Consider the following 25,649-nt stretch of genomic DNA (forward strand, 5'->3'; position numbering starts at 1 on the left):
AGGGACGGCTACCGGCCAAAAGCAGGTAGCTTGCGCGGTTCTGGCTTAGTCCGATAGTCAGTGCTCACAGCATGCGACTGCATATCTAAAGTCATTCTGGCTTATTGCTTACACCTATATCCCTATATGCACCTCTCATTTCCCGTGAACACCACGGCACACGGGTCTGTAAGCTATTCAGGAGGCCCGTTGCAAACTCTCTCAGGATAGTCCGCGATTCGTCATCAATCCTGACAGAGAACCCTATGACTACACCCATCCGCCGCGCAGCATCCCTTAGTCCAGGGCAATTCGAACACTTGATCCGCGTTGCATCTATTACCGGCCGTCTGCCAGAGCGCGACGTGATGCTTTTATGGCTCACACACACCACTGGGATTCGCGTCACCGAACTGGCCTTGCTGAAGGTCGCAGACCTGCTGTACCTAAGCGGAGCTATTAAGTCCGAGGTGTATCTACGAGCAGACATCACCAAGGGTTGTCGACGCCGCAATGTATACCTGACACATGCTCGATGCCTTGTCGCCTTGGATGGTTGGATCGCGGTTCGGTTGCAGCGCCGGTGGGGCCGGTCCGGCACTGATGAATATCGGGGCCTGCGCCCAGGTTCAAAGCAGGTTACTACACACAAGGGCCAAGCGTTTGAACTTGCGTTTAAACATCGCCAATTGGACAACGGTGCGGAGGCTTACCGTGCCTGTGATTCGCTCCAGCAGACGATCAGTCGGCTCTACCGGCAGGCCGGTATCAAGCAGGGTTCGTCACACAGTGGCAGGTGATCTCTGGCGGCAGAGGTGCTGGCTGCTACCGGCGACGTGGAGACGGTACAGACCATCCTCGGACATGCCTGGCTGGATCACAGCAAGCCGTATCTAAGTGTTGACATCGAGGTTATCCGTCGTGCTTTCGAGCTGGCACTGGCATAGTGATATCGGTAACTCTTTCCGCTAATCAGCATTGATATTGAAATGTCCGTCCAGGGGCGAGGTTTTTGCCCCCGAGAGCTTGAGGAAATCAACAATGGCTAGGCTCACACTGACCGATTTTGACGAATGGCTCGATGGCGCTGTACAGACGGACGTAGAGGACGTGTACGCCCTCCATGAAGCCGTTGACGGTGAAACAGAGTTCGCTCAATACAAAGCCGAGCGTGCACCAAATGGACAGCTCTTGGTCTCGTATGGCGACGATAGCCCTTGGTTGAGGCTGTCCACGGAGGAAGCTAAGCAGGGTTTTCTTCGTCGTCTTGGCGGCCGTTACGTTGGGGAAGGTTGTATGGACATCGGTGCGTGGTATGTGATGCACATGGGATTAGCGTCCGATTAATCGAAATCGCACCAGGTACACCACAAGCTCAGCCCTAAAAAGCTGGGCCGTGCCCGTAGGAGAGGGGCACTTTTCGCTCCCATGATCAGTAGGGAAATTATGGATATCATCGCATTGCTAAAGCAGGCGCGGGACGCATCTAACAAATTACGTGACCTAGCCAAAAAGGTTGGTGTCGGTGATTTGAAGATGATCGTTGCTGATCTGCACTCGGCAGAATAGATGTTGCAGGCCTGCTAAGTTGGTCTGTCGAGAGCCGATTTCGAGAGTCGGTTGCCGACAGTCACAGGCACAATGGAAAACGCGATGACCGCAAAAGAGCAAAGCAAGCTGAAAAGCCTGCAATCGAAATGGGCTCAGCGTACCGCTACACCTCGCGAGGTCGAGCGCTGCATGGAGCTAGAACAGAAGGCCCGCGCAGCGGCGCGTTCGTAAGGGAAAAGTCGCAGTATCCACAAGCCTGCCGCGTCGCGGGCTTTGGCAGTGTAAGGATGCGGCTTTCGCGTCCTCAAGAACGAAGAAGGCTCTATGAATAGCATCTATCTTGAAGCAATTCAGGAATTTGAAGCCCTGACTGGCACACCCTACCGCGATGAGCTTTTTACATCTCCAGCATCTGTTCCGTCTGAACTGCTCGACGTCATCAGCAAAGCAAAGATCAGTCAGGCTAACGCTCAGCAAATGAGCATTACCCATCAGATGCAGCAGTTCAAAAAGGGCAGCATCGTTGTACTGCCAGACGATAAGAAGTACCTGGTGAGTGAGTTTGAAGCGTGCGGGGAACAAATGGAACTCTGGAGTGCTGCGCGCTCACGTCAAAATAAGTAGGAAAGTCAAATGACCATGCGCACGTATGAGTACTTCGCCTGCCCTAACGGGCATCAGGGTGAAGAAAAAACCTCCGAGAACGATCAGCCCTACTCAAAAAGCTGGGAGAAGGTATCTACCAAGGGGATGAGGGATGGTCCGAACGGGGCCTATGTGTGCACCGTTTGCGGTTTGCCAATGTCTCGTGTTCCGAAGCCTCTGTCCTAGGAAAACGACGATGGATGATCTTCGCGCCATTGAGCTCTACACACAATTCCGCACCCACTTGCAGCAGCGCAGCCCTCTTCCGATCGTACAAGCCCCGCATTTGTCAGGCGGGCTACCCACGGCCGGACCGATGATGCCATTTGTGGAAAGCGCCTCCGACTTTTTGCGCGAACTTTTCAACTCGATCAACGACTTCAGGCGCTGGATACTCACGCTTGAAACGTGGGGTCGAGTGTATGAGGGCTGCGGGGACGATGACCGCTTATCAATACTTGTTGAGCACATCCGTCCATTTGCCACGCTAGTCCTGAGCGGGCCTCAAGCCATTCGGGGGAGGATAATCCATGCTGCAGCGGTCGGTTGCAGCCATGCCAATCATCTGCTCCACCGCGATGATCATTCCCTGCAATGGGATGGTACGGGCCATCTATCCATGAAGGTTGCCTCGAGGATTGGGCAACCCTGGGAGAACTGGAAAACATTGGCGCCGCTGCTGAGTCAAAGATTGGGTTATGGCCGGATTCATGACCTCACCGGTGATTTCCGAAACCAGCACGAGCATGGCCACCCGCGAAATATTGGCCTTGGCCTTACGGCATCTGTGGTAGTGGAAGAGAGGAATGGTGGGCAGCGAAGCTGGTCGATTGGGACAAGGGAGGCGATCTCTATCGCCACAGTGATCGAGCTGACATCTGAACAGCATGCTCTAGCGGTGGAAGCTTACGATTTGTTCTGCGAGCTTGCCAGAGAGCAATTTGAGGCCCTCATTGCGACCACCAGCGTGCTGCTTCGGCGATAAATGAATGTGACAAGGTATGCCAAAGCCCAGCCATGAGCTGGGCCGAGGCAGTAGAGGACACCGGTCGGCGTCCGCCCCATAGAAGGAATGACGACATGACGACAAGCCCGTGAGTTTGAGTAAACAAGGCGGGTGTTGCTCCCAAACTTGTACGCCTCGGATGGTTTCTAGGAGACGAAATTGGTGCTGTGGATGAGGCTGTTCGGGTCGCTATCGAGCAGCCGGATGAGACGCTTTTGACCTGGCAGGCTCTGGCCTCGTCCTCGCACCGAGCTCACTGATATGAACGTCGAAACCGGTTCGCCAGGCCTTCAAGGAAATCGCAGAGGAAGCCACATGAGCGATAGCCCAGATCTGATCATAACTGACGACAATCCACGAACTGGGGAGACGGTGTATACCGAGTTTGAGCGAGCCGAAGCCTACGCTTTGGCCCGATTGTTCAGGAGTTTGGACTTGGAAGATTGTCGTTCCAAAGCCGTGAGTGACGATGATGCACATCTGATGACGGAGGGGCTGGCAAAGCTACAGAGCTTCTTCGCTGCTGCTGGTGAAGCGCCCTTATCAATCATCCACTGAGCGGTGTTGGATCAACGGCGTCCGACCATAGGAAAAGACGGCTGAATACGAGCTTCACTAATTTCTACGACACGTCAGGTTGCATCGCTCCTGATTTCATAGACGCGTTCAATTGCCTGACTCCATTTAGCTAGTTCTGAATGACGGAAGCGGGTTGGAAGCCGCCTGATCCGACCGGCGGCTTTTGAACGAAGGCAGTCTTCGAATGCGGTTCCAGTGTCACGGATTGGCTTTAGCGTTATCGATCAGTCCAGCTGCTCAGCGATGGTGGCCTTCCAATTACGACTGAGTTCTGATCGGGCGTTGAACGCTCAGCCGGATTGAAAAATTTCCTGAATTTTTTCGTTCGACCGCTATCGCTCAAAACGTTAATTTCCGAAAACACCTCTGAAAATAAGGAATTTTCCTGCAACCACTCTTACTGAGCATGTGCAAGTCTTTTGGCCCCAGCCCATTGGACGCGAAGTGAATTTGGCGCATGGTAGAACAGGATAAATACGACATGAGAAAAAAGGAATGCACTCAGTTAGTTGGTCGCCGCTTGGCGAGCATCTTTAAAATTTACTCAAGGCTAGATGCTGCACTTGCCCGCTGGTTGAGAGGGAGGGGAATGCCGGCGATCGTTGTGATTTGGGTAGTTAGAGTCCTAAAGACATTGTCGGCAGGAGTGCTGCTTTACGTTGCATTCTGGGTGACGCTTTTCTTTGTGGGCTTCTTTGGACTTTTGGCTTTTTTAACATTCGATGATAGTGACGAGGGTCCTGTTGCTGAATTTCAGAGCGAGAAGCTGTTTCCTGACCACCACTCGCCTACAAACTCCCACGATTCTAAATTCGACTAATGGTCAAAAAGGGTTGCTACATACTCTCCGAAAGGTTTTAGGTGATTTTCTTGATTGCGTCTTTACCTTTGCCACCTTGCTGTTGCGCCCCATTTGTCCCATCTGACATACCTTGCAGAGTAGCACCTGCCTTGATCCCTGCTAACGCGAGAGTAGTCATCCAGAAGGCGGGAAGGATTATAAACAGTGCCGCCATTATGTAGTTCAATAGCATATCCGCTTGCGTATTGTTCATACCCATCAGCGGATTTAGGCTGGAGTGAGGGGAGCTGGCACCGTACAACGCGTCTAGGATAGTGGTATCTATCCAGCGCGCAATTTGAAGCCAGAAATCGACGAAAATAATGGCGAATTGTACGACCGAGACGGTGATGGTCGTCTTCAAGTCATAGGTACTGAATATCAGCACCAGTGGGATGCAGATCACCAGTGCCATTTTGAGAGCAGCAAGCACCATCGGCAGGGCCTGGCGTACGACGTCCATCGCAGGAAAGTACGCCAGGGTACCTACCGTTAATCCAACCGTGCCTGTCACTCGGCTCATATCATTGAACAGTGATCCTCCTAACTGGCCGCCGTAGTCGGTGTAGACCTTGCCCTGAGTCATCCTCTGACTGCTCGGCGAAACCACCTGCCTAATGATTGCGTCGTTGACCTCATCCTTGGACATAAAGCTGGCCCAGCGAACAAAGTGCTCCAACAGACTGCTGTCGACTTGGTTGAGCACTCGATCACGCAGCCCTCCATCGCTATCTCCCCACCATTGGCTACAGGTCGGGTATCCGCCACCATTCTTCACTTGGGCGAGTCCCATATCTCTCATGGGGTCGTAAGGCCACTCCGTGCGGGGTGTCTTTGATTGATAGGTATCGTAGTAACCCACTTGGCTAGAAAAGTACTTGGAACCAATCCAATTGATATCGTCGGTCAACTCGTCGGTGAGGTGAGGGCGATTCATGAAGAGCTTTGCCCTGGCGTAGCCGTAGCAGTCGTTGGTGAAGTCAGCGACCTCTTGGGCTAGCACCGGATCATGCAGGCGTGTGTTGTTCACCTGCATACGCATCTGCCTGAGGTCAGTCCCACACGGAATGGCCGCAACCGCTGCGCCGGTTATGGCTTTGGATACCGAGTGCACGAAGAACCACCAAACAGGCACTTGAGCGCTCTGATTATTCAGCGAAGTGAAGGATCGTCCCCAGCCAGTATCAGCAGGGGCGGGTACCTGGTACTGACACTGTTCGGAGCGACTTTCATCGAACCTCAGCGTACTAAGATCGAGATGGATGAAAGGCATGCCTGCGAACATGATCACAGCGGTGCCCAGCCAAAGACGGCTTTCGATTCGAGTGCTTGCTAGCAAGCCTTTGTTGCCTTCGTCTGCACCTTCGCCTCGTGCCCTGAGCCATTCCTGGAGGAGGATAGCGAACAAGGGCAGGGCGAACATTCCTGAGTCCAGCAGGACGTCCCAGATGCCATTACTGACAAGCCAGCCTACGAGAGTCAGGTAGTACTCAAGGTAGTCGTTCGTGTAGAGCGTCATCTCATGATCCCTGCCGCAGCAGGGCACGAATTAGCTCAACCAGCAGTAGCGAAAAAAAGACTGCGATTTCAACTCTGTGCACGCTCGATGTGGAGCCTCGTTCGCCTTGAAACAGCCGGTCTCTGTACAGCAGCCAACCCCATAAGATGATGCAGTAGAGCGCTACTCGCCATACAAAAAAATGCCAGTAGGTAAGCGTTCTCCATTCTTGCCACGCTGGTAACCCCTTCATGACGTGAATGCCCAGAACATTGAAAATGAGCGCGACCAGAATGACTAGGCAGGCCATGGTGATAGGTGCCCAAACCTTCATACTGAAGAGACGGAACCAATGGTTTTTGATCATGGTGCTGATCTCCGACCGCTAGCAGAGACGCCTTTTTCCGCCTGCTCAAGACGGTTGGTTTCTGGATCGCCTTCGTAGATCATCCGGGAGTTGTCTTTACGCTCTTTATGGCGAGCGATGATTGCCGACGGTGAATTGCTGGTCAGAGACCGACGTAGTTCTAGTTCGGTTTTAAGATTGGTGATTTCCTGCTGAAGAGATGAACGTTCAGCGTTCACCGCGGCTGTAGCCATTTCGTTGGCTGCCACATTGGGTTCTTTGTTGCCGGCGAGGAGGGCGCGCTGTAGTAGCAGCGCCTTCTCCAGCACGCTGGTGACTGCGATTTCCGAGGCCAGGCGTTGTGCCAGGATTTCTTGATCAGGTTCGTCGCGTAGCGCTGCGATGACCCCACGGGTGATGGGCATCGAACTACTGCCCGCTGAATTCAAATTTTCGGTGTTTGGTGGCTTGGAACCCGATATGAGCTCCTGAAGCGTTTCGAGCTTTTCCTCGTACTCTTCCTGAATGAGTGGGGTCAGGCCCACACCGGCAGTCGTGGTGCTTTTGGTACACGTCTCACATGTTTGTTGCTGTATCTCTCCTAGCACACGGTTAGCGAATTTTGCTGCCTCGTCAGGGGCGCGCCAGGTACCGCAGAGCATTCCGCTGTTGCAGTCTTTAGGGCCGATGGCGGATGTGTCGGTTGCAGGCCGATTATTCAGCAGGTTGTAACCAGCCTTGGTTACTTCGCTGACCACGCGTATGGGCGCTTGTCCTCGACCGCCTGCTTTGTTCCCGCCTACCCAAGGTACCCCAGTGTTTCCGTTGTCGGATTCGGCTTGAGCGGTAACAGCTACGGCATCCCTGTTTTGCCCTATGGCTTCTTTGAGAGCCTGGCTTTCAGCGAGAGAGCCCCAGCCACTGTGATTACCTGCAATGTTGACCATACGCTCGGCGATTGAACGACAGCTTGCCTTTGAACGGTCGAAGTCCAAGCGCGCTTGAAGAATGCCGTTAGTAAGCAGGTTGTATAATCCAGGATCTGCACGTTGAATGATCAACGCTGGGAGTGAGGCAACGGCGCCCGTAGCATTTTGGATCACGCTACTCATGATGCCCTGAAAGCCACCCGTCAGGCCGTTGAGCTGATTATGCAGCGTGGTCGACAGGTCCATGTTTCCGCACATCAGGTTGCTGTTCCAGCCAACGCCAACCCCGATGCTTTGCATGTTGCCGGCGCGCCCCATAGAGACGGCATTTCCTCCACCGATGCTGTACAGGACGTCATCCCCAATGACGCTGCCAGCATTACTGAAACCTGGTGCCGCGGCAACGGAAGACGGGTTGCTCAGCATGACTGTTAGGAGCATCCAGGCGCCTGTGGAAGAGAGTGCTAAAGGTGACGTCCGAGTCATGGTGGAGCTCCGTGTGGAAATTGTTAATGAGGGCCTGTACTGCCGAGGAAGGTTTGTCCCTCCCGCTTGCAACAGGTATAGGGGCGCCAGAATGACCATGCATACGCACCGTCGATGGCTTGGGTGTGCGGACCCGGATCGGGGAAGGAGGAGCAGGCATTCGTCAGTCGCGGAGTGAGCTGTTGCCACTTGCCGGTCGTGGGATCCGACTCTCGTAGTTCACCGGCAGGCCAATAGCCGGGGCTAGGGGCAACCAGCAGAGGTTGATAGACGTGGACCTGGCCGGGACGCGTGACAATGTCTCCTGCGCGTTGGGCCATAACAGCCGAGGCTTTGTAGTCGTCAACTTGGTGCAGGAAGCCGCTGCGCGGGTAGATGTTTCCCCAGAGATTTAAGGACAACCTGCTGCCGACTTCACGCAGGCCAGGTATGAGCGATTGTGGGTAGATGCGTTCGGGGATGCCATGGCGCCACCCTATGTAATCCAGCGTGCTAAGCATATGCGGCACATAGGGATTGCCGGCGCCGGAGCAGGTGTACCCCGAACCGCTGGCGAATGCATTAAACGCTGCGATACCTGGGTGACCAATGACGTCGACGTTCTTGAAGATGGACAAGTTGTTTTCGTGTTGATTGTTGGTGGTGCCGCTGCCGCCGCCCTTGGCGTGTGAAATGGGTCCGCTCAGTGACCGGACTTCATTCCAAGGGTTCTCTCCTGTTGAGGAGTAGCTGGAGACCACTGCGTCGGGGACATAGTGGCGAACCTTCGCAGAGGTTTTGACCTTGCATCCAAAGTTAGTACAGCGAAGCCAATAACAGGCACCGACGACCTGGTATTCAAGGCAGCTGGGTGAGGCGACAGAAGGGACGATGGTAGCGGTATCTAATGCGAAGCTATGGGCGCACTGGGCCAGGGTGGCAATGGTTATCACTATGCGCCTGATGCGACGCTGGCTGTCGGTCAAGCTCATGGTCGAGCTTTGTAGGAGGGCTCAGCCGCCGACGAAGGTCGTGCTAGCTTGAGTGCGACGGAGCTGTAGCTGTCACGGATGATGGTGGAGCATGCGTTATAGGTATTAGTCCTGACCAGCCCCGCAAGGTAAGCGGGCCTAAATGCGCTCTTGAGTCTCATCGCCGAATCCAGTGAAGAATTATCCGGATCCTCTACGTCTCGACCTTTAACAGCATTACGAAAACTGGTTCGTCATTCCTCGTATTACTCATTCGGGTGTTTTCAGCCGTGGGATGCTTGTCGTTCAGCCCAGGAATTCGTAAGTGAGCATTGAGGAAAGCAACCGTCGTCGGATGGGTTGGCTTTTTTTGCCATGTGGCGTTATATTTTAGCCATATGGCAGAGGAGTGCGATCATGATTGCTGCAAGCAAAACCTTGCAAGTAACAGCTTACGACCCCGCGAGGCCGCTACAGCTGTTGTTTGGAGAGGGTAAGAAACTCAAGGTCACCAGTGCGTTTGAGCTGCATTCGATGATGGAGAAGGGGTTCCCGTCGGAGTTGGTGATTGCGTTTGTCCAATCTTATAGCCAGCTACGGGACCACCATGTGTTTTCGAAGGTGCTCGGGCTATCAGATCGAACAGTGCAACGGCGGATAAAAAAACCTGAACCGCTGACAGCTGAGCAGACCAACAGTACCTGGCGTCTGGCTAGCGTATTAAGCAAGGCGGAAGAGGTACTGGGGGATCGTCAGCAGGCACTCAATTGGATAACCTCGCCTGCCATGGGGCTTGAAGGGCGGACGCCTCTCGATCTTCTGACGACTCAGATGGGATTCGAGTTGGTTGAGGACTTTCTGACTCGCATGGAGTACGGGGTGTATTCCTGATGATCAGTGTGCCAGGGAACGGAGAGCTGTATTTGTGGCGGTTGGATCAGGAAAAGCATGCGTCCACCTGGTCGTCCGGCATTGGTGCTGAAATTGCCGGCGGCCGGTGGAATTCTAAAGGGTATAAAGCGGTGTACTGCTCAGCGGATCCGTCGACCGCGATCCTTGAGGTTGCCGTGCATAAGGGCTTCCAGGCGTTGGATACGATTCCACACGTATTGACGTGCGCCCGAGTGAAGGACGTACAGCTCGTTCACCACGTCATGCCGGATTCAGTTCCTAACGCCAACTGGTTGTTCCCGGGCTCACCGGGGCGTGGTCAGCAGCAGTTTGGTGACAGCCTATTAGCGCAGCATCCCTTTGTTTTGATTCCGTCTGCGGTTTCTCGACATAGCTGGAATGTGTTGATGAATCCATCCGCGGTTGAGGATTTGTTCGAGTTGGTCAGCCAAGAGCGATTCTCATTAGACACAAGGCTTAACCCTCCTTAACGTTTTCTGCCGCCTTCTGTTTCTAGCGTCTGCTAATTGTCGTAATACCGATCCTGGCCGGGTGCGGTGGTTCATGTGATCTGCAATTGACAGAGGTTAAGTGGTCGGTTTTTACCCAGTCGGTCTATCGGTGTGCTGATGTGGCGTAACCGCCCGGCCACGTACCGTCCTGATCCTTCACGAACCGCAAGGCAGCCAGTGCGCGTGCGTCTGTTCCCTTCAGCGCATTGGTGGGGGCTCAGCGAGAAGCTCGATCACACCCTGGGCGTGTTTACCGTTGAGCAGCATGTACGCGGAAGGTGGGCGTGCCGCGATTGCGAAACACTGAACCAGACGTCTATACCGGCCCAAGTGATTAACAAGAACACCCATACCGCGGGCCAGTTGGCAAACGTAATCGACCTTAGCTTATTTTTTATGTGCGCAGGTCGATAATCGCCTGGGTCATACTCACCCCACTAATGGATCATGGAATCTATACGCCCGGCCGCGTTCATTTATTGGGGCAAGAAGTGACAACGCTGCATGATCACTTATGCCTCGATTGCGCAGAGCTCCATACAATTGATAGAACTCACCGTTTAAATCTCCTGCGAAAATGCCTGGGTCATCTGACCCGAGGGAAACCATAATTTCAGGATCTCCATCTTGTACAAAACCTGGTGCGCGCATCCAGCGTAATGAGTGATGCTCACTGAAACTATTGTACTGACTGATGCGCACATTGCTTGAAGGCAGCGTCTCGATGATAACGTTGCGTTGAGCAACTTCCCGCATCAATGCTTGCTGGAGATGCAGGTAGGTAGCTTCATCGAAGTACGCCGCGTCAACGCTGTGCAGTGCCTCACTACGCTTCCACAGGTCGCGGTCGCTGAGCCATTCCCACAGCAGCTCTAGATGTTGAGGGCTGTCGCGTTTAGCATCCGAAACCCTTTGTGCTTCACCGTGCCATAGGTCATTCAACGGAGTTATGTCTGTCGACCATTCTTTTTCTTGCGCTGCTTGTACAAAACGAACGTTCAAGTGCCGGAGTTCCATTGCGGCTTCGAACGAGGTGCAGCTCAACTCTCGGCGAAATATCTCGCCCGCGCATTTAGCCAAGTCATTTGCAACTCGTGTAGCTGCGGCTGCTGCGCTTGGCACGGTACGAAGTAGCCGCCAAGCTGCAAGCAAGTCCAACATCCATTCGCCTTTCCTGACCACTAACTGCCCCGGCATGCGCTCCAACCAAAGCCGAGGCGAGATTCCCATGGCAGTACCGTGACCGATACGATCACCATCGCGCAGGTCTAGAAGCTCCAGAGCATCATATATGGTGCGTAGACCGCTCAGAATGTGCGCGAAGTCTTCGCCAGCATGGTAGGTCCTGTGAGTTAGGCCTGCCCGTTGGCATACGCGATAGCAGCTGGCAAATATCTCAGGTGGTGCGTGAAGTTCGTTGGCAGCAGCATCTATACCGCGTATCCAGGTTCTCAGGCGTGGCCAACGAGCAAAGCACTCGAGCAAAACGTTTGTTGTCAGCTCGAGTTCCCCACGCTGTTTATAAAATCGGTAAGGACCTGCTTTCCCGCCTGGAGCCCAAGATTTTTTAATGAAATGCAAAACCAGAGCAAGGCGATGATGGGAACGATCAAGAGGAGACGTTTTGCGAAAAAAAGCTTCCAGCTTTTCCAGCAGTTCGCTAAATTTTTGAGGGGGTGGGTTCGTACTATGGCCATAGGGTTCCTCATTTTGAAGGTAACGCCAGTAGCCACCCAGAACAGCTTTGAGTAACTTGTAGTTCTTGCGCAGCGTATCCTTTGGAGAGAGTCGCCCTTCGAGGTAGGTCGTTCGGCTTACATTATCCGCTTTGCCATGCATCGCCCAAAAGCGCGGCAGATAGTCCTCTTCGGCGGGGTCCCGCAATTTGTTATAGGTGAATTTTTGAAATTGGTCGAAGCCAAATTGTTCTTCGCTTTGCACTAGAAGACGGTAATACTGGTTCTGTAGCATTAGATAAGTATGAAACATGCGCTCAAGCGTAATGCTAGGGTATAAATGAAGCCTGCGTAAAAGTTGCTGCATCCAACTTATCTCGTCCGCCGTAGAACTTTTGGGCGAGAGCTCAAGATGCGATGAGGATGGAGGCGGGGCTCCTTCATCCGGGGGGGCGTCGTCCATCAATTCTGAAAGGTCGTGCGGAAGGCGGGCTTCGACACTGAGAGTGTCAGTTGCAGCGGCAATCAGCCATGCTCTCAAACGTCCTGCCGCTACCAATTGACGATGCAATTCGGCGGGTGAGAGGTCCGGGTCGATTGACCGCGCCAACTCACGAACTGCAGCGGCGTCGGCTGCATTGGGAGTGTGCCACTTTAGGCTGAAATCCTTTGTTTCTTGCTTGGGTATACGTAGTGCGCGTAGCCAGCAGTTCTCCGCATGGGTGCTTCCGTTAAGATGCAAGTGTGTTTCATGCAATCCTTCACGGCCTAGGTAATCTTCCACTAAAGGGTCGTAGGGGCAGACAACTGGCAAGTTCTGGCTAACCCAAGTATTCGAGGGCTCCAAAGGCCACTTCGTATGCCAATCTGTAGTTAACCTAGATGCTGATTGAGTTGAAAAGTGTACAGCGGCCAGCAACGGTAGGCTAGATATGCGACTTACGACGCTTTGCTGCCAAGCCCCAAATTTTTGTTGTTTGACATGCAAGTTTCCGTGGCGGAGCTCTAAAAACTCTTCACCCATTTCCTGCAGTACGCCAACCAGCAAGCCAGCCCTGTTTTTATTCGCAGATTCTTGGGCCAACAACTGCCAGCTATGCTCAAACACATGATCTGGAAGGCGCGACGACCATGGCAAGTAGCCAAGGTATATCGCCTCATGTAGTTCAGATGGGTTCAGGGACCGACAAAAGGGTGTCTGCCGGGCCAACTTTAGAACTCTGTAATTGGACAGCAGTGTTGCGCCTATTTGCGTGATGACAGAGGCAGGTTGTTCACGATTAGTATTAATCATGATTTAGCCGGTTTACGAGCAGTGGTAGTGCTATTAATTTTTAAGGCGGCCGAGCCCCACTTCATTCCTAGTACATAGGTACGGCTTAACTTTTCCCAGTTCTGTTGATCACAGAGTAGCTGTTCTGCGGCAAATAAAATACTATCGTTTGGATTGGTCACGTCTGTATTAGTGACCTCTGGGTGGCTGGATACGATCGTGGAAACAAACTTTCTTGCTTCAAGGCTCGGCTCTAGAAGACCCAGTATTAGAGGGCAGGTTGCAACAAGGTACGTAATCGGATATTGCTGATAGGCATTGTGTCCCCATTTGATCTTTTTTATAAAAAACTTGGCCGATTTTAGTGGGTTGGTGCGATCTGAGTCTTCATTTTTTAGCGTGCCATTGGTGCTGTTTAATAAGTGGTAATCACGCTCCTCAACATAGAAAGCATTAATAACGCAGAGGGCAAGAAGCTCCATTAAGCCGCCTGCTCCCATAGCCCTCTTGGCGATGTCGCCACGATTGTCGTCACATACCTTTTCTAGACTGAAATACAGACGAGTCCAAATTTTCCCAATCAGAACGGCTGAGGGATGGAGCTGATTACGTAGAGAATAAGTTAATCTTAACCACTCTTCGACGGAATCTGCCAGTTGTGCCAGCTTATTTGTATCCTCATTTATGTCTGAGATATCTTCACCATCGTCCTCATCTGCATTATCGGCTTCCCATTGAGGTAGGGACACGGTAAGTGGAGGGTAGGGCTTAGGTAAGACACTCATCACATCGTACTTGCCATCTTTCGGCTCTAGTGAAAGTAACCGAGCCATTAAGCCTAGGATGTTGTAGATCGAAGCATAGGTTCTTGAGGATGAGCCGGATACGTCCACTAGACTTAATGCAAGTGCAGGCAGTTTTTTACAGGTCTTGAGTATGCTGTCAACGGTAGTATACTGCGTATTCCCAACTCTTGGCTTTCTTTTATTAAGACCAATAACTCCTGAATAAACAACGGGAGTTGTCGGGCTTGCTCCGTACGGTACTGTAAGAATGCTCACGGCATGGCGGGCCCAATTTAGGGCGTCTTCTTTTCGTCCTATGCCCATATATTGCTCAAACTGCTTGCGAATGATTAACCGATCTTCACTAGTCCCTAGATCTTTAGCTTTGCGTCTAAGAACTTTTCCAAAAAGTGCCACGCTGCCAGGGGCGGCAAGCATGTAGTCAATCAGTGTTCCTGGCTTTCCTGCGCAAAGTCTGGTTACGTCGGCCGATAGCGCTGCAAAGCAGTTTTTCAAATCTGCATCAATTGGTTGGGGGCGCAGGTAAGCAGCAGTGTCGAAATCGCCGTCACGAACAGCCAAGTCAAACACTGCGCTGCTCAATGCTGGAAGTTCCTCGGCCGCAATGGCGTCCACATCTACTCCAAACTTATAGAGACTACCCAATGCTAACGCCCGCAAGCTTTCGCTAAGCGCTTCAGAGAGCGCAAGGTTCCATTTGTCAGAATTTACAAGGTCGAAGACAGGGGCGCATCGAGAGAATACTTGAAGTATTGAACGCAGAGGTTGCTTCAGCAAAAACTCTCTATAGAGTTCTAAGTCTCGAGGGTTTTTTATCCGTAGTCCGCGTCGAATTAAGGAGTTAACCATTTCGTCTGGTGTTAATTGTTCACTCCAGTTTTTGTGGCTCAGTTGGAGTTGTGCTTTTTCGTGTTGTAGAAGGTTCCATAATGGGCGTAATTGCAGTCGACGATGCATGGGGAAAAGTTTCAGTAAATACTGATCCTCTAAGTGATCAACCATTTTATGACGTTGGTCGGCTCGCTCCTTCACCTGGCCATGTTTAGCATCTCCAAGGCTGTCATAAAAATGATCTCTCACCATCAATGAGTACAGCTCTATATCTCCCGTCACTAAAACTACAAGACGAGGGGTGTCCAGATACTTACGTATGCATTCCATTACGCTTCGCGCATGTTGTGAGTGTGTATCTGCATCGTCAAAAGCAATAATCAGCGCGTCAGCATGTAAGATGTTGCAGGATAAATCGAGTAGTGCATGAAAGTTAGCTCGTAAGTCCTTGCTGTGACCGGCTCTCTCTAGGCCCCATTCAAAGAAAAGTTCCGGGTCTAGATCTTGGAGCTGATCGTGGTTCGAGCTAAACAAACTTAATCCGCCGGCTAGTTTTTTAAACTGTTCACGGAAGCGTTGAATTAGATTCTCTCCATCTAAGTTGGACCCGACGTTCGCGCTCGTAATAGAACTTTTCAGAGCTTTTAGAATGCTCAGGAGGATGATCTCACTTCGTTCGATACGGCTGGGGTCTATATAGGCTAGTGGGTGTATGCTATGTGAAGCCTTGTCATCTCCAAGCGCATGAAAGGCACTTTGCAAGAAGGTAGATTTGCCCGCGCCACGGGTGCCATCAATAAAGTAAACTAACCCGCTGCCATAGGGGTAGTCATGCTCCGTTCGGGTAAGTTTTTTCGAAGATGGTGCTTTCTCGGAATTCTCTAAATCCCTATCGATTTGAACCTTAAGTTTTTTATAACTTTGGGAGTGCACAAGCTGCGTTACTTTAAGTCTTGCGTTGGTATCGTTCTGATTGAGGTCGATAATGATAGGGGTCGGGTTTTCGGCTGAAGTGCTCATATACGTCCTGGTAAATGTCTGCGGCGTAGAAAAATAAAGCTCTGCGATAGCCTGAATAATCAAGCTCAATGAGCAACAGTTACAGCTTCGTGCATGCTGCGATAAGAGCTACGGATAGGCGCATTTCATACTATCGTCCTTGAGTAACGCTGAGTGGGTGACGTCATAAGAGTACCTATGGCGTTCAGACGTCCCATGGGGTTGAGACAGAGCATTGGTTGGATAATGGCTAATTGCCTTTGCAAGCTCAAGGGGCTGTACGACTAATTTTAACGATACGGGCGACTCAGCTCCGTGAATAGGGCGCTCCCTTCTGGAAATTGCGCCTTGCGTGGTTCGCATGCAGGTGATTAAGAGCTTCATACTGGTGGCCAGACGTCAAACGGACGCTGAGTTTTTGACCATCCTATTGTTGGTGGATATTGCTTTTGGCTGAGGTGTTGGGCTAAGTTGATGACTGCGCTAGTGCGGCGCATCTGAACCTGAGAGGGACGCACTGCTGTATAGATAGCTCATGGCTCCTGGTGCCTGAATCCTGTTTCGGGTAGAGCCTTTTTTTATGACCGTAAGGCGCCCTCAACGCGTCAAGAGGCAATAAATGGCAATTTCATTGATTCGCAGCCTAACTGCGTCTGTCGTTCGCAACGTTTCGGCTCTCAAACGAGATGCTAAGCGTCTTCAAAAGCACTCAAAACTCGTCTTCGGCACAGAGTATCCCCTCAAAGTCTGCCAGCACGCTGTGTCAGTCTCGCGTGGGTTTCGTTCTCTTGCGGATGTCGAAAATTTAGCTCACCGCCTTGGTCTGGAGAAAGATGCGCCTTTCTGGACCATTGTTGGTCGTAACGATACCCATCAAGACGCTCTGAACGCCCTGTATCGGTTAGGTCTTGAGTATACGGAGAACGGCCCTATCGTTTTCTTGGGTGAGCAGAAGCATTCAATAATTCCAGCATTGGTTCTATTTCATGAGCAGATGAGCCTCGGGAAGCGGCCAGGTTTGATCCTTGTGGAGACAGAGGCTTCGTCAATTCAAGACACGCTCATCTTCGAGGGTGTTAAAAATCTTGGGCTTGAAGAAGTATTTGATGGCTTTCGATGCCTTGATTTGCGCGATAAAAACTTGCCTGTATCTCTGGGTACAGAGGCTAGGTGCTGGGTCGATGCAATCATTGACGTGCTACCCAAGGATGTTAAGAAAGAGCTTCAGAAAACAGACTGGGCGATGGCATTGGAGCTGAGCGCTAGGGAAAGTGCTAGGTCTCGAAATCAAATCAGCGAGAAAAAGGACTTTTCGCCCATCCCGTTCTACTCGGTCAAGGAGGCCGTACACCAACTGGTATCATCGCGATCTTGGCCTGTTTGGATGAGTGATGACGCTTCGCTGCACACCTCCATTATTGGTGAGTGCCCTCCGGGTCTTCACAAGGATTCAAAAAGTGTAGTGCTTGACCTCATTCGAGATTTGGACGGCCGTAGTTTCGAAACAGGGACTTCAAGTGAGCATGAAAGTCGGTGGCGCCCCTACGTCGTTCTGTTTTCGAGAAGGGACCCTGCAAGCGAAGTACTGGCAAGCGTAGTGAACTCGTACTTTTCGTGGCGTCCGAATCGGGACGAGCGTCCACCGGTACTCTATGTGTCTGACGGAGTCATGCCTTACGCCCCGTGCTTTCTAAGGTTTGGTGGACACACCGCGGTGGTGAATGGCCTTGAAGAGGTTCCTACCGGCGAAGAAGATGGAGAGTTTTATGGGTACAAGAACGCTCTCAAAGTGACAGGGTGCGCAGAAGGGCTTTTGTTCATGGGCAAACGAGTAGCATTGAGTTAAGCGGCATCTCCGCTCTGATATTCACGGCTAGTGTGCTCATTGGTCCATGGCTCCATCAGTAAAGTTATCCAGTAAATTAGGCTGAGCAGTAAATCTCTGCCTGGGTGCTCCAAGTCGAGCACCTAGCGCGGTGGTTGTTCAACTGATGGGCCATGCCGAGGGAAGTAGAATTCCTCTTTTTTGGTCAATCCACCTAGCGACCGCAATCGCAGCGTCGAGCTCACTGATTCCGTGCGTTGTCATCAGCCTAAATCGCTCAGCCTTCTCCTCCGGCTCCGTCATGGCCATCGCCAAGTACAAACTGGGCGGTACGGTCCTGAAGAGTACTTCAGTGGATTTGGACAGGATGACCCCCTCCGTAAATTTCCCTGACTCCTTGCGCGCAGACAGCATCAGTTTTTTCTGAGCGTCATTCAACTCGCGAAACCGGGCAATTTTGTTGACCTCATCCGGCGGCATATTCAAGCATACCCACCATTCGATCATGTTCAACATTGGCTCTGCGGCCTTTGGTAGGTCCTCAATGTTCTGAGTAGCGAACCAGAACCAGGCACCTAGCTTTCGCCACATTTTGATGATCTTCAGCGCGTAGGAGCAGAGCAATGGGTTCTTTGCGATGATGTGCCCTTCATCAGTCACGTTGATTATCGGCCTGCCAAGCATCTGATCGCGCTCAGCGATGTTGTTTACGGTATTGATCAGCGAGATATAGGCGATGGACAGTTGGGCGTTGTAACCTTCGCGAGCGTAGGTGGCGAGGTCAATAATGGTGATGTCCGCTTCCGGCCACGGAGTTCCCTCGCTGTTGAATAGGTCCCCATCAGCCCCTAGGCAAAACATGTCCATCGCATCTGCCATTTCGAGCATGCGTATGCGGCGTTGCTCCGGCAGGCTTATGTCGGTACCCAACGCTCTTAGAGCGTCCCGGACGTCTTGAGTCAGGACCGTTCTGTTCTGTTCGGAACAAGCTATAGCAGCATTGATGATGCACTGACGAATCATGCTGCGATCTGCGCGGGTTAAACGTTGTTCTTCTTTTTCCTCGCCACCCGTAATCATCAGGCGTGCAGTAATTTCCAACTCGCCCAGAACGTCTCGCTCGTCGTCTTCGGTCTGTTCAGCGTCATCCAGCGCTTCGGAGTCGACGGTTTTAACTCTTGAGGGGGAATCGATGAGGCGATGAGCATCGGCGAAGGGAGCAAGACTCACCCCCGAGCCGGGTGCCAGCTTGACCCGATTGACCGTTAGGCCCTGGCGTTTTGCGAATTCTGCAAATAATCCAAAGCTATTGCCGGCCTCAACAATAAAAAGGCGTGGCCTATAAATTGCCGTGACCTGATTGAGCATGTTGTTCAAGGTGGCTGACTTACCAGCGCCGGTGGGGCCGAACAAAAACAGGTGGGCATTCATTTGCCGATCAAGGCTGTTGAGGGGGTCAATGGTGATGGTGCCGCCCCCGCGGTTGAAGAAGGTGATGCCTGGATGCCCGGTACCCTCACTACGGCCCCACACGGGCGCCAGGTTAGCTAGGTGCTGTGCGAACATCAGTTGGGTGTACCAGTCGCTATTGCGCATTCTTGGATTGAACATGCAGGGAAGCCAGCGCAGGTAGCTGTTCAACGGTGCTACTTCGTGCTCTTCGCGCACTGGCTGAAGGCCCGCGTTGAGCATCACGTTTTGGAGCAGCAGGGTGCGCTCATCCAATTGCTCGATGTCCTTTCCTCGCAAATAGAAGGCTACAGCACCTCGGTAAAGTTTATGCGCGCTACCAATATGCGAGCGGGCCCGACGCACGTCTTCCCGGGTTTGTTCCGACGCCAAGGTATCGCCAACAGACTTGCTGGCTAGATGGTTGAGGTGCGCCTCAAGCATGTCCTGCGGGGTGATCACCAGGGTGATACACAAAAGGGTATCTTCAGGCATTTGATCGAACAGGGCGTTGGTGGCGTCGCCGCCTCTCGTGGTCTCGCCTGTCAGGTGCCCCGTCGCGGGTGGGGATCGCAGACGATCCAATACAACCACACGATGCGGCATTTCATCTAGGTACCAGAGTCCTTGTTGAGCGTCGGAGCGTGGTTGTTCAAAGAACAGGCGCTGCGCAAAGTCAGTTCCGCCGGCAAGCTCCAAGTCATCGCTGAATTCATTTTCAGACAACGCCGCCAGTTGGTAAAAAGCCTTCCGCGCTTCTGCTGTATCGCCTAGCAGACGTGGGTTGGGGTTAAACCATCTCAGTAGCCAGTTGTGAATACTCGCGCCACACATGCGTCGTGACTTCACCCCCGCATTATTGAGTCCAGCGACCAGGCGATCGCAGATGCTGTTGAGTGCTTGCTCGCTGGATTGGCCGCGTCGTGAGGGAGTGCGCTGACTACGGCGGTACACCAACATTCGCACCTTGCGTGTCTGTCCGCGCCAGGGAAGCTTGGTCACCGCAGTGTCTTCAAATAGGCCACCTGGTTTGGAGATGGCTTGCAGGTGCTGTTCGAACAATTGAAGATAATGCTCAGTGAAGGCGGTGCCCTGCGCACGCGGCTGGATATACGCTTTCAGCTTTTGCATATAGTCATCCCAGTCGGTTTCGTCCTGGGCATAAAGTTGCACGATCCATGGCTGATCCTCGAGCTCGTCAAAGCTGTCTTGCAGTGCGTTCTCCAATGCATCTCTGACGGTTTTCAGCCAGCTTGCTTCGCGGCCTTCGGTACCGACGGGCGTTAGCTCATAGAAAGCAGCAACGGATTCTCCGTCCTCGAGCAGCAAGCACTGAGAATCAGGTAGAAATTCCACCCATGGCAGCAAATCGACAAAGCTTGGGGCCTTTGCGTACAGAGCTTGTTCATCGGCATGCGTGCTGTTCGATTTGACACCAGGTCCGGGCACCTGCGGCGCTGTATGCCTTTCTGCACGTTTTTGCGATGGGGCGCTGTAAATGTGCTCCATCAGTATTCCTCCGTGCGTTCACCCGGCATGGCGTACTGCACTCGCTGATAGAACGGGAATACGGTGCTGTAGCCGGGCACAGGGACCGGGTCAGAGCCCGCTAGATGGGGAAAGACGTACATCACCAGGTCTGGATTGGGTAGACGTTTGAATTGACTGTAGATCTCGTTCTGGGCGGTGCGGGTATAGGCGTTCAGATCCTTGTTTGCTTCGTTCAGGGAGCGTTTTAACTTTGAGCGTGCGTGCTGCAACTGTCTGTCTACAGGGTTATGCGTCACTGAGACGGCGTTGGCATTCCATATATCCAGCATGGTGTGTTGGCCGTGGGGCAGCAGTTCATCCTTGTGGGTGGAACACCCTGCGGCGGTTAAGACTCCGACCAGCACTAGCCATCCGGCATTAATCGAGCGTGGATACATGCGCACCTCCAGAAGCGTGCCGTACTTTTCGGCCTATGGGTTCGTAGTCAATTTCGAGTTGTCGATCCAAATGCACGGAAACCTGGGCTCCGGGCTCTACATAGATCGCTGCAAAGGCTTGACCATAGAGTTTGTTAACCCATTCACCGATATCCTTCACGCCACTGGAGAGGATGGTGTTTACCGCGTCAGTGCCCGCGGCACCTGCGCCTACTGGTGTACCGCTGGCATTGAATACCGTGCTGGAGTTTAGTTTTCCCGAGTCAAACAACTTAGCAATGCCGGCGCCGGCAGAGGTGATCAAACTCTTGGTGCCCAGATACTGCTCGGCATTCGAGCGCCTCGCCCCTGAAAGGCACGGAATGCCGTAGGGATCACTGAGCCAGCCGATTCCGCCTTGGATTTTGTCGAGCTGAGAACTACTGGCTTGGCCCCCGCTTTGGCGGCTAGTCAGCTTTTGCGGAGTGGGTATGGTACGGATTCGGCCGTCATTGAACACAAACGTCATGCTGGTGATTTGTCCTCGGACGCATGAGAGTGTCCAATCACCCGCGGCCGTCCCGCTGAGCACGGCGCCTGCGACGTCCGGCAGATCAATCCCATTGGCGGTGAGGTTGTCAGGACCAATGAGGACTTTGAAGGGGTAGGGGTCGTTAACGACACCGTCTACCGGCACGCGGCCGATCAGTGCTGTCATGGCGATGGAGCCAGTGAGCGTGCTGTTCTCAGGTAGGGTATAGACGGCTTTAGCGAAGCCCTTTTCGTCGGTCGTCCTGATATTCCGTCCAACCGTTCCGGTGCTGATTTTCAACTCCCGCTGAGCTCGGTTAATTTCATCGCTGAACGCTTCCGGGAAGTTGAAACCTGTGGCGGTTTTTTTGGAGCCAGAGGGTAGCGGCTTACCTTGTGCGTCGATCGCTGTTGCATCGACAGGATCAATCCACATCAGATCAGATCCTCCCTTGGAAAAATGCTCGCCATCCCCAGGCTGAAGCCCCAGGCCAATGGGCAGGTCGGCATTACGATGATTCAGAAAATCAGTTGATAGGCGCTGTTTCAGCTCCTCGAAAAGACTTTGTGTTTCTTGCTCGTTCAAACGACGAGGGCCTTCGGATTGAGTCTTGTCTAACTCAATGTTCAACGCTTGCCGGATCCGCAGATCAATCTCGCTATCTTGCTGGCGTAGGCGAGCGTTTTCTTCCTGTTGATGCTTGTTGTCAGAGAGGAGTGTTTTCAGCTCATTACGCATGGCCTTGGTCTGAGCAACGAGGGTGGCCACCGTGTCGTGAGGTGTATCGCCCTCAATCCCCAGCTGTTTCATTTCGTCATTAGATAACTGTGGTTCGTTGGTTTGGATTGAAGGGGTAGGTGATTCTTTGTTTGAGCAGGCTTTGAAAACACCGAAAACCACGAGGAGTATCAGTACCAGGACGAGCCATTTGAGCAGGCCGTTACTCTGCATGAGCGCCTCCGTTGACGAATTTCAGATTGGAGCTGGCATTTATCTGGCTGATAGCGGGTGGTATCGCCTGAGCCAGACTTTTGCCCCGGGTTACCAGGTAGGCGACTGTGGTATCCGTAGCCAGCGCAGAAGGCCCCAGGTAGTGGTGTTGAAAGGTCGCACTGACGAGTTCGGCCTGCAGTACGCGTGGATCTAGTTTGAGGGTGTCACTTGAGGTATTACGCAGTTCAACGGCCGTCACATAATGATCGTCCAGCTGCCAAGCTCCGAGTAACGATGGGACAACTGGTTGCATCGGGAGCAGGTGGTTGAGATTTATTTCACGTTGAATTTTGATTTGAGCGACGCCAGGGAGGGACTCGACCGTGCGAAGAGGCGCGTAAAGGTTCTGCGCGGCGTAGCGGGTGAGCACGACAGGTAGCGGTGTTTGGTGGGGACTTGACGGAGTTCGCTCATGCTCGTCGTCAGACGAGTCGACGGCTTGATTCGATGTGGTTGAGTCATCGCCGTAGCGTGAGGTGGCCAGAATCGCTTTTACGATTTTCACGGGTTCAAGGGGTAATTGGTCTTCAGCCGTAGAGGCGGTGACGTCGATCAGTATGATTTCGCCAGTACGTACATCTTGCAGTTGCAGGCGGGTAGGTGCGATCGGCGCTGATGCCCGTAAATACAAGGCGCCCCCCGCGCTCTGGATACGCAAACTGTCGGCAAGTGCGCGCGGCACACCCACTCTGACGTTTTGGTCGATAAAGATAATGCGCTCTTGGTCAACATACAGAGGCACGGCAAGCGGTAACCGCTCCCACTGCATAATTTCGACAGCGTGAGCGACCGCACAACCCAGCCAGAGTGGCAAGACGAAACGTAGACGACGCATTACAAGCCTCCGTGCTTATTTGAGTGTTTTGGCGGTGGAAGAGGGAGGAGAAGAAATGCGCTGCGGGAGGGAGTCGAAACAGTCCAGGGCCAGGCCGAACGGATTTTTTTCTGGATCGATGTCCAGGCGCACCACCTTCAACGGATAGCGTACAAAGGCTTGTTTGACCCGTTCAGATCCATAGAACTCTTCTGTCGCCAGGTCCAGGTTGACCAGCCAATGATCACGCCCTTGCACCTGGACACGCAGTTCAGGGTTGTCGCCATAACCGCGAGCGGGAATCTCATAAACACTGCGCGTACGGCTGCGTAGCTCACTCGCGTTTTGGCGTTTCTGAAAATCGCTTTCCAGTTCAGCTTTGCAGCTAGGCGTTAAATAGGCGCTGAGCGTGTGGATCAGGCGGGGGTAGTCTTTTTCGCCATCTGCCGGCCAGCGATTGAGCTGTTGGAAGATGTAGAAGCTGAAGGTGTAGACCGACTCGGGGGGGATCTCCCACCATTTGCGTGTGCTGCCCGAGCGTAAGTCAGGCGGGTTGTGGATGGTTAGGTTTCTTGGTGAATCCCACCAGCCCACTGCCATCATTACGGCGATCCCGAATATTAAACCGCAGCCTGTACGCAGGGTTTTGATATGCGATTCAAGCCGAATTACTTCATTCCTGAAACGACTCATAGGCGATGACTCCTGCGAGTGCTCCATCGACAGGAGCGAGCCACCAGGTCTGCGCCGCCGGTCCATGCGGTGAGAAACGGCCAACGCATCGCGATGGTCCATTGGAGTTGCCGATAGAGCCACGTCGCGGGTTTGCCGCGTTTATAGCGGCGCAGCAGTTTCCCGCTGATAAACAGTCCCAGCCCAATGCAGAGCATCATCACTGTCGGCGCCATCGCGATGCTTTGAAAAAGCAACGCAATGGCAACTCCAAGCCCAAAGCCGGTTATTCCAGTACACGCCACAGTCACCCACATCTCATCTGCTGTAAGTCCCAATACGATGACGGGCTGACGGTTCAGGCGTGTTGGCAGGAAGCGCAGTGTTCCATCGGGAAGGCAGTGGTCTAGATCGTTCATTGCTCACTCACCTCAGAGCACGCCAGTACCTTTGGTCAGCAGCCAGATGATGATCACCAGGAGGAGGGCACCGACACCGCAGGTGAGACCGAATTGGCCCCAGGTCTTCTTGCCGCTTTGTACTTCCGAGTAGGAGCCGTAGGCGTGGTAAGCAACGCCGCAAAACGCAGCGGCGGCAATCGCTAACGCAATGAGCCCAACGATATCGAAACCGTGATTTTGTAAGGTTTGGATGATGCCGTTGCCTTCACCACGGCTTGGAGCTTCCATTTGAGGCAGTGCTGCATGCGTACCGGAGGATATGACGGCACAGAGGGTTAGGGCATAGAATGAAAGGCGATGAGTGAGGTTTTTGAACAGTGAGCGAGCATGCATGGTTGCCTCCAATGGCGATGGTTGAAGATTGAGTCTGCGTCAGTGCAGCAACAGGAACGTGAGCAGGATGTAGATGAGGGTTACTTTCATGGTTAAGCCGACGAACTTGGCCTGTGAGATCTGGCCGGTGGCCCAGCCTCTATAGCCGCTGCTGAGCGCCCAGGCGGCAAACACCAACGCACTGGCGAGTACCAAGCCGATGAAGAAGGTTGTGCTCTGCTGCGGCGTGAAGCCGCCCATGGCCTGGAACGCTGTGATCTGTTGTGGGCTCATGCTCATGGCAGACGTTGGCCCGACCGCGTGTAATGCCCAGTTAACTCGGGTGGGTGTCGAGGTTGAGCGCGGGAAGGCGTTAGATAGCCGCTGATGCCCTGGCGGATCAGATCGAGGTCTGCGGATAGGCGAGCGTAGTCAAAGGTGTATCGGGCTTGGGTATCGATGATTGCATTCGTACTGGCCGACGATAGACGATCTATCGCATCAAGCTGACGAAGGATGAGGGTGAGCAGTTGATGCTCCTCGCTCGCCGGCGCTGCCAGCGCTATAGGTGCAGATAAGCACGCAAGAAGCGCAACCGTACCGAGAGATGTGTAGGGTGAGGGCATTGAGGGCATCCATGCGCAGAAGATTTTTCTGAGTGTCTCGCATGGGGACTCCCTTGCCAGTACGGAAACTGGTTTGGTCTGGGAGTCTTTCGTGAAGCGGTTGGCGTATGGCTGGAACAAGCCGGAGCGTCTTGTTTGCTGGTCGTTTGTGCTGCGGCAATTGAAGAAAAGCAGGTAATCAGTACGGGGCGCACTGATGAGGATGGTCAAAGACCGTTTTCGTTTCCTTCTGAAAAACCGGAGAAGCCCGACTATTGCCA

The 25,649-nt window shown here is 53.0% G+C and carries 26 protein-coding genes and 1 pseudogene; 12 read left to right on the plus strand and 15 right to left on the minus strand.

The features are described 5' to 3' along the window. Positions 1–245: 245 nt before the first annotated feature. The 8 genes from JMV15_RS09845 (at position 246) to JMV15_RS09870 (ending at position 4,580) form a co-directional block, all read left to right on the plus strand. A complete protein-coding gene (locus JMV15_RS09845; RefSeq protein ID WP_235991935.1) occupies positions 246–779 on the plus strand; it encodes a site-specific integrase in 534 nt (177 codons plus the stop codon). Positions 780–1,020: 241 nt separating this feature from the next. Further along, a complete protein-coding gene (locus JMV15_RS09850; protein WP_057402048.1) occupies positions 1,021–1,326 on the plus strand; it encodes a hypothetical protein in 306 nt (101 codons plus the stop codon). 99 nt (positions 1,327–1,425) lie between these two features. Continuing rightward, entirely contained in the window at positions 1,426–1,548 is a 123-nt protein-coding gene (locus JMV15_RS28590; protein WP_268968797.1) for a hypothetical protein, read from the plus strand. Positions 1,549–1,632: 84 nt separating this feature from the next. After that, the gene (locus JMV15_RS28595; RefSeq protein ID WP_268968798.1) at positions 1,633–1,761 is read left to right on the plus strand and encodes a hypothetical protein; all 129 of its coding nucleotides are present in this window, start codon (positions 1,633–1,635) and stop codon (positions 1,759–1,761) included. A 93-nt stretch (positions 1,762–1,854) separates the two neighbouring features. Next, on the plus strand, positions 1,855–2,154 hold the full coding sequence (locus JMV15_RS09855; RefSeq protein WP_201491375.1) for a hypothetical protein: 300 nt from the start codon (positions 1,855–1,857) through the stop codon (positions 2,152–2,154). Between the two features lie 217 nt (positions 2,155–2,371). Then, entirely contained in the window at positions 2,372–3,160 is a 789-nt protein-coding gene (locus tag JMV15_RS09860) for a hypothetical protein (protein WP_201491376.1), read from the plus strand. Between the two features lie 282 nt (positions 3,161–3,442). Beyond that, on the plus strand, positions 3,443–3,739 hold the full coding sequence (locus JMV15_RS09865) for a DUF7706 family protein (RefSeq protein ID WP_201491377.1): 297 nt from the start codon (positions 3,443–3,445) through the stop codon (positions 3,737–3,739). 478 nt (positions 3,740–4,217) lie between these two features. Then, on the plus strand, positions 4,218–4,580 hold the full coding sequence (locus JMV15_RS09870) for a DUF3742 family protein (RefSeq protein ID WP_201491378.1): 363 nt from the start codon (positions 4,218–4,220) through the stop codon (positions 4,578–4,580). A 37-nt stretch (positions 4,581–4,617) separates the two neighbouring features. On the opposite strand, the gene JMV15_RS09875 is transcribed toward JMV15_RS09870, so the two are convergent. The 4 genes from JMV15_RS09875 to JMV15_RS09890 are packed head-to-tail and all read right to left on the minus strand — an operon-like array spanning position 4,618 to position 8,831. Then, positions 4,618–6,120, minus strand: coding sequence for a conjugal transfer protein TraG N-terminal domain-containing protein (locus tag JMV15_RS09875; protein ID WP_201491379.1), 1,503 nt, complete (start codon positions 6,118–6,120; stop codon positions 4,618–4,620). Position 6,121: 1 nt separating this feature from the next. Continuing rightward, the gene (locus JMV15_RS09880) at positions 6,122–6,466 is read right to left on the minus strand and encodes a hypothetical protein (protein WP_201491380.1); all 345 of its coding nucleotides are present in this window, start codon (positions 6,464–6,466) and stop codon (positions 6,122–6,124) included. Beyond that, positions 6,463–7,860, minus strand: a complete 1,398-nt coding sequence (locus tag JMV15_RS09885; protein ID WP_201491381.1) for an integrating conjugative element protein — start codon at positions 7,858–7,860, stop codon at positions 6,463–6,465. The genes JMV15_RS09880 and JMV15_RS09885 overlap by 4 nt, the downstream gene beginning before the upstream one ends. A 23-nt stretch (positions 7,861–7,883) precedes the next feature. Next, positions 7,884–8,831: a TIGR03756 family integrating conjugative element protein gene (locus JMV15_RS09890; RefSeq protein WP_201491382.1), complete on the minus strand. Its 948-nt coding sequence runs from the start codon at positions 8,829–8,831 to the stop codon at positions 7,884–7,886. Positions 8,832–9,227: 396 nt separating this feature from the next. Here JMV15_RS09890 and parS point away from each other — a divergent pair, with 396 nt between their 5' ends. The 3 genes and pseudogenes from parS to JMV15_RS28305 form a co-directional block, all read left to right on the plus strand. Further along, positions 9,228–9,701: a type II RES/Xre toxin-antitoxin system antitoxin gene (gene parS, locus JMV15_RS09895; RefSeq protein ID WP_201491383.1), complete on the plus strand. Its 474-nt coding sequence runs from the start codon at positions 9,228–9,230 to the stop codon at positions 9,699–9,701. Further along, positions 9,701–10,192: an RES family NAD+ phosphorylase gene (locus tag JMV15_RS09900; protein WP_201491384.1), complete on the plus strand. Its 492-nt coding sequence runs from the start codon at positions 9,701–9,703 to the stop codon at positions 10,190–10,192. The genes parS and JMV15_RS09900 overlap by 1 nt, the downstream gene beginning before the upstream one ends. Before the next feature lie 157 nt (positions 10,193–10,349). Then, positions 10,350–10,591: pseudogene (locus tag JMV15_RS28305) on the plus strand (IS66 family transposase zinc-finger binding domain-containing protein); the annotation flags it as partial. 51 nt (positions 10,592–10,642) lie between these two features. On the opposite strand, the gene JMV15_RS09905 reads toward JMV15_RS28305, so the two are convergent. Together JMV15_RS09905 and JMV15_RS09910 are read right to left on the minus strand one after the other, a co-directional pair. Next, entirely contained in the window at positions 10,643–13,183 is a 2,541-nt protein-coding gene (locus JMV15_RS09905) for an amidohydrolase family protein (protein ID WP_201491385.1), read from the minus strand. Further along, complete coding sequence (locus JMV15_RS09910; protein ID WP_201491386.1) at positions 13,180–15,819, minus strand: P-loop NTPase fold protein; 2,640 nt, start codon at positions 15,817–15,819, stop codon at positions 13,180–13,182. Before JMV15_RS09910 ends, JMV15_RS09905 begins: the two co-directional genes overlap by 4 nt. Positions 15,820–16,417: 598 nt before the next feature. On the opposite strand from JMV15_RS09910, the gene JMV15_RS09915 reads away from it, so the two are divergent. Then, positions 16,418–17,644, plus strand: coding sequence for a hypothetical protein (locus tag JMV15_RS09915; RefSeq protein WP_122732538.1), 1,227 nt, complete (start codon positions 16,418–16,420; stop codon positions 17,642–17,644). Between the two features lie 138 nt (positions 17,645–17,782). On the opposite strand, the gene JMV15_RS09920 is transcribed toward JMV15_RS09915, so the two are convergent. The 9 genes from JMV15_RS09920 to JMV15_RS28675 are packed head-to-tail and all read right to left on the minus strand — an operon-like array spanning position 17,783 to position 25,398. Next, the gene (locus tag JMV15_RS09920) at positions 17,783–20,581 is read right to left on the minus strand and encodes a conjugative transfer ATPase (protein ID WP_201491387.1); all 2,799 of its coding nucleotides are present in this window, start codon (positions 20,579–20,581) and stop codon (positions 17,783–17,785) included. Beyond that, positions 20,581–21,000, minus strand: a complete 420-nt coding sequence (locus tag JMV15_RS09925) for a TIGR03751 family conjugal transfer lipoprotein (RefSeq protein WP_201491388.1) — start codon at positions 20,998–21,000, stop codon at positions 20,581–20,583. Before JMV15_RS09925 ends, JMV15_RS09920 begins: the two co-directional genes overlap by 1 nt. Then, positions 20,981–22,462: a TIGR03752 family integrating conjugative element protein gene (locus JMV15_RS09930; protein WP_201491389.1), complete on the minus strand. Its 1,482-nt coding sequence runs from the start codon at positions 22,460–22,462 to the stop codon at positions 20,981–20,983. Before JMV15_RS09930 ends, JMV15_RS09925 begins: the two co-directional genes overlap by 20 nt. Beyond that, on the minus strand, positions 22,452–23,339 hold the full coding sequence (locus JMV15_RS09935; RefSeq protein ID WP_201491390.1) for a TIGR03749 family integrating conjugative element protein: 888 nt from the start codon (positions 23,337–23,339) through the stop codon (positions 22,452–22,454). Before JMV15_RS09935 ends, JMV15_RS09930 begins: the two co-directional genes overlap by 11 nt. A gap of 15 nt (positions 23,340–23,354) precedes the next feature. After that, a complete protein-coding gene (locus JMV15_RS09940; RefSeq protein WP_201491391.1) occupies positions 23,355–24,011 on the minus strand; it encodes a PFL_4703 family integrating conjugative element protein in 657 nt (218 codons plus the stop codon). After that, positions 24,008–24,409 carry a TIGR03750 family conjugal transfer protein gene (locus JMV15_RS09945; protein ID WP_201491392.1) on the minus strand — a complete coding sequence of 134 codons (402 nt, stop codon included), beginning with the start codon at positions 24,407–24,409 and terminating at the stop codon, positions 24,008–24,010. Before JMV15_RS09945 ends, JMV15_RS09940 begins: the two co-directional genes overlap by 4 nt. A 12-nt stretch (positions 24,410–24,421) precedes the next feature. Next, entirely contained in the window at positions 24,422–24,784 is a 363-nt protein-coding gene (locus JMV15_RS09950; RefSeq protein WP_201491393.1) for a TIGR03745 family integrating conjugative element membrane protein, read from the minus strand. Positions 24,785–24,823: 39 nt separating this feature from the next. Beyond that, the gene (locus JMV15_RS09955; protein ID WP_235991936.1) at positions 24,824–25,057 is read right to left on the minus strand and encodes a TIGR03758 family integrating conjugative element protein; all 234 of its coding nucleotides are present in this window, start codon (positions 25,055–25,057) and stop codon (positions 24,824–24,826) included. Positions 25,058–25,059: 2 nt separating this feature from the next. Continuing rightward, positions 25,060–25,398, minus strand: coding sequence for an integrative conjugative element protein, RAQPRD family (locus JMV15_RS28675; RefSeq protein WP_408003994.1), 339 nt, complete (start codon positions 25,396–25,398; stop codon positions 25,060–25,062). Positions 25,399–25,649: the final 251 nt, after the last annotated feature.

Source organism: Pseudomonas paracarnis (assembly GCF_904063055.1).
In the GTDB taxonomy this organism is placed as follows: domain Bacteria; phylum Pseudomonadota; class Gammaproteobacteria; order Pseudomonadales; family Pseudomonadaceae; genus Aquipseudomonas; species Aquipseudomonas paracarnis.

Bases quoted from the DNA above. Each gene is read 5' to 3' on its own strand.
- JMV15_RS09910 (WP_201491386.1), bottom strand. From the start codon at position 15,819: ATGAGCACTTCAGCCGAAAACCCGACCCCTATCATTATCGACCTCAAT.
- JMV15_RS09905 (WP_201491385.1), bottom strand. From the start codon at position 13,183: ATGATTAATACTAATCGTGAACAACCTGCCTCTGTCATCACGCAAATA.
- JMV15_RS09920 (WP_201491387.1), bottom strand. From the start codon at position 20,581: ATGGAGCACATTTACAGCGCCCCATCGCAAAAACGTGCAGAAAGGCAT.
- JMV15_RS09885 (WP_201491381.1), bottom strand. From the start codon at position 7,860: ATGACTCGGACGTCACCTTTAGCACTCTCTTCCACAGGCGCCTGGATG.
- JMV15_RS09900 (WP_201491384.1), top strand. From the start codon at position 9,701: ATGATCAGTGTGCCAGGGAACGGAGAGCTGTATTTGTGGCGGTTGGAT.
- JMV15_RS09950 (WP_201491393.1), bottom strand. From the start codon at position 24,784: ATGCATGCTCGCTCACTGTTCAAAAACCTCACTCATCGCCTTTCATTC.
- JMV15_RS09915 (WP_122732538.1), top strand. From the start codon at position 16,418: ATGGCAATTTCATTGATTCGCAGCCTAACTGCGTCTGTCGTTCGCAAC.
- JMV15_RS09925 (WP_201491388.1), bottom strand. From the start codon at position 21,000: ATGTATCCACGCTCGATTAATGCCGGATGGCTAGTGCTGGTCGGAGTC.
- JMV15_RS09940 (WP_201491391.1), bottom strand. From the start codon at position 24,011: ATGAGTCGTTTCAGGAATGAAGTAATTCGGCTTGAATCGCATATCAAA.
- JMV15_RS09855 (WP_201491375.1), top strand. From the start codon at position 1,855: ATGAATAGCATCTATCTTGAAGCAATTCAGGAATTTGAAGCCCTGACT.
- JMV15_RS09890 (WP_201491382.1), bottom strand. From the start codon at position 8,831: ATGAGCTTGACCGACAGCCAGCGTCGCATCAGGCGCATAGTGATAACC.
- JMV15_RS09880 (WP_201491380.1), bottom strand. From the start codon at position 6,466: ATGATCAAAAACCATTGGTTCCGTCTCTTCAGTATGAAGGTTTGGGCA.
- JMV15_RS09870 (WP_201491378.1), top strand. From the start codon at position 4,218: ATGGTAGAACAGGATAAATACGACATGAGAAAAAAGGAATGCACTCAG.
- parS (WP_201491383.1), top strand. From the start codon at position 9,228: ATGATTGCTGCAAGCAAAACCTTGCAAGTAACAGCTTACGACCCCGCG.
- JMV15_RS09935 (WP_201491390.1), bottom strand. From the start codon at position 23,339: ATGCGTCGTCTACGTTTCGTCTTGCCACTCTGGCTGGGTTGTGCGGTC.
- JMV15_RS28590 (WP_268968797.1), top strand. From the start codon at position 1,426: ATGGATATCATCGCATTGCTAAAGCAGGCGCGGGACGCATCTAACAAA.
- JMV15_RS28595 (WP_268968798.1), top strand. From the start codon at position 1,633: ATGACCGCAAAAGAGCAAAGCAAGCTGAAAAGCCTGCAATCGAAATGG.
- JMV15_RS09955 (WP_235991936.1), bottom strand. From the start codon at position 25,057: ATGAGCCCACAACAGATCACAGCGTTCCAGGCCATGGGCGGCTTCACG.
- JMV15_RS09945 (WP_201491392.1), bottom strand. From the start codon at position 24,409: ATGAACGATCTAGACCACTGCCTTCCCGATGGAACACTGCGCTTCCTG.
- JMV15_RS09930 (WP_201491389.1), bottom strand. From the start codon at position 22,462: ATGCAGAGTAACGGCCTGCTCAAATGGCTCGTCCTGGTACTGATACTC.
- JMV15_RS09850 (WP_057402048.1), top strand. From the start codon at position 1,021: ATGGCTAGGCTCACACTGACCGATTTTGACGAATGGCTCGATGGCGCT.
- JMV15_RS28675 (WP_408003994.1), bottom strand. From the start codon at position 25,398: ATGCCCTCAATGCCCTCACCCTACACATCTCTCGGTACGGTTGCGCTT.
- JMV15_RS09875 (WP_201491379.1), bottom strand. From the start codon at position 6,120: ATGACGCTCTACACGAACGACTACCTTGAGTACTACCTGACTCTCGTA.
- JMV15_RS09860 (WP_201491376.1), top strand. From the start codon at position 2,372: ATGGATGATCTTCGCGCCATTGAGCTCTACACACAATTCCGCACCCAC.
- JMV15_RS09865 (WP_201491377.1), top strand. From the start codon at position 3,443: ATGAACGTCGAAACCGGTTCGCCAGGCCTTCAAGGAAATCGCAGAGGA.
- JMV15_RS09845 (WP_235991935.1), top strand. From the start codon at position 246: ATGACTACACCCATCCGCCGCGCAGCATCCCTTAGTCCAGGGCAATTC.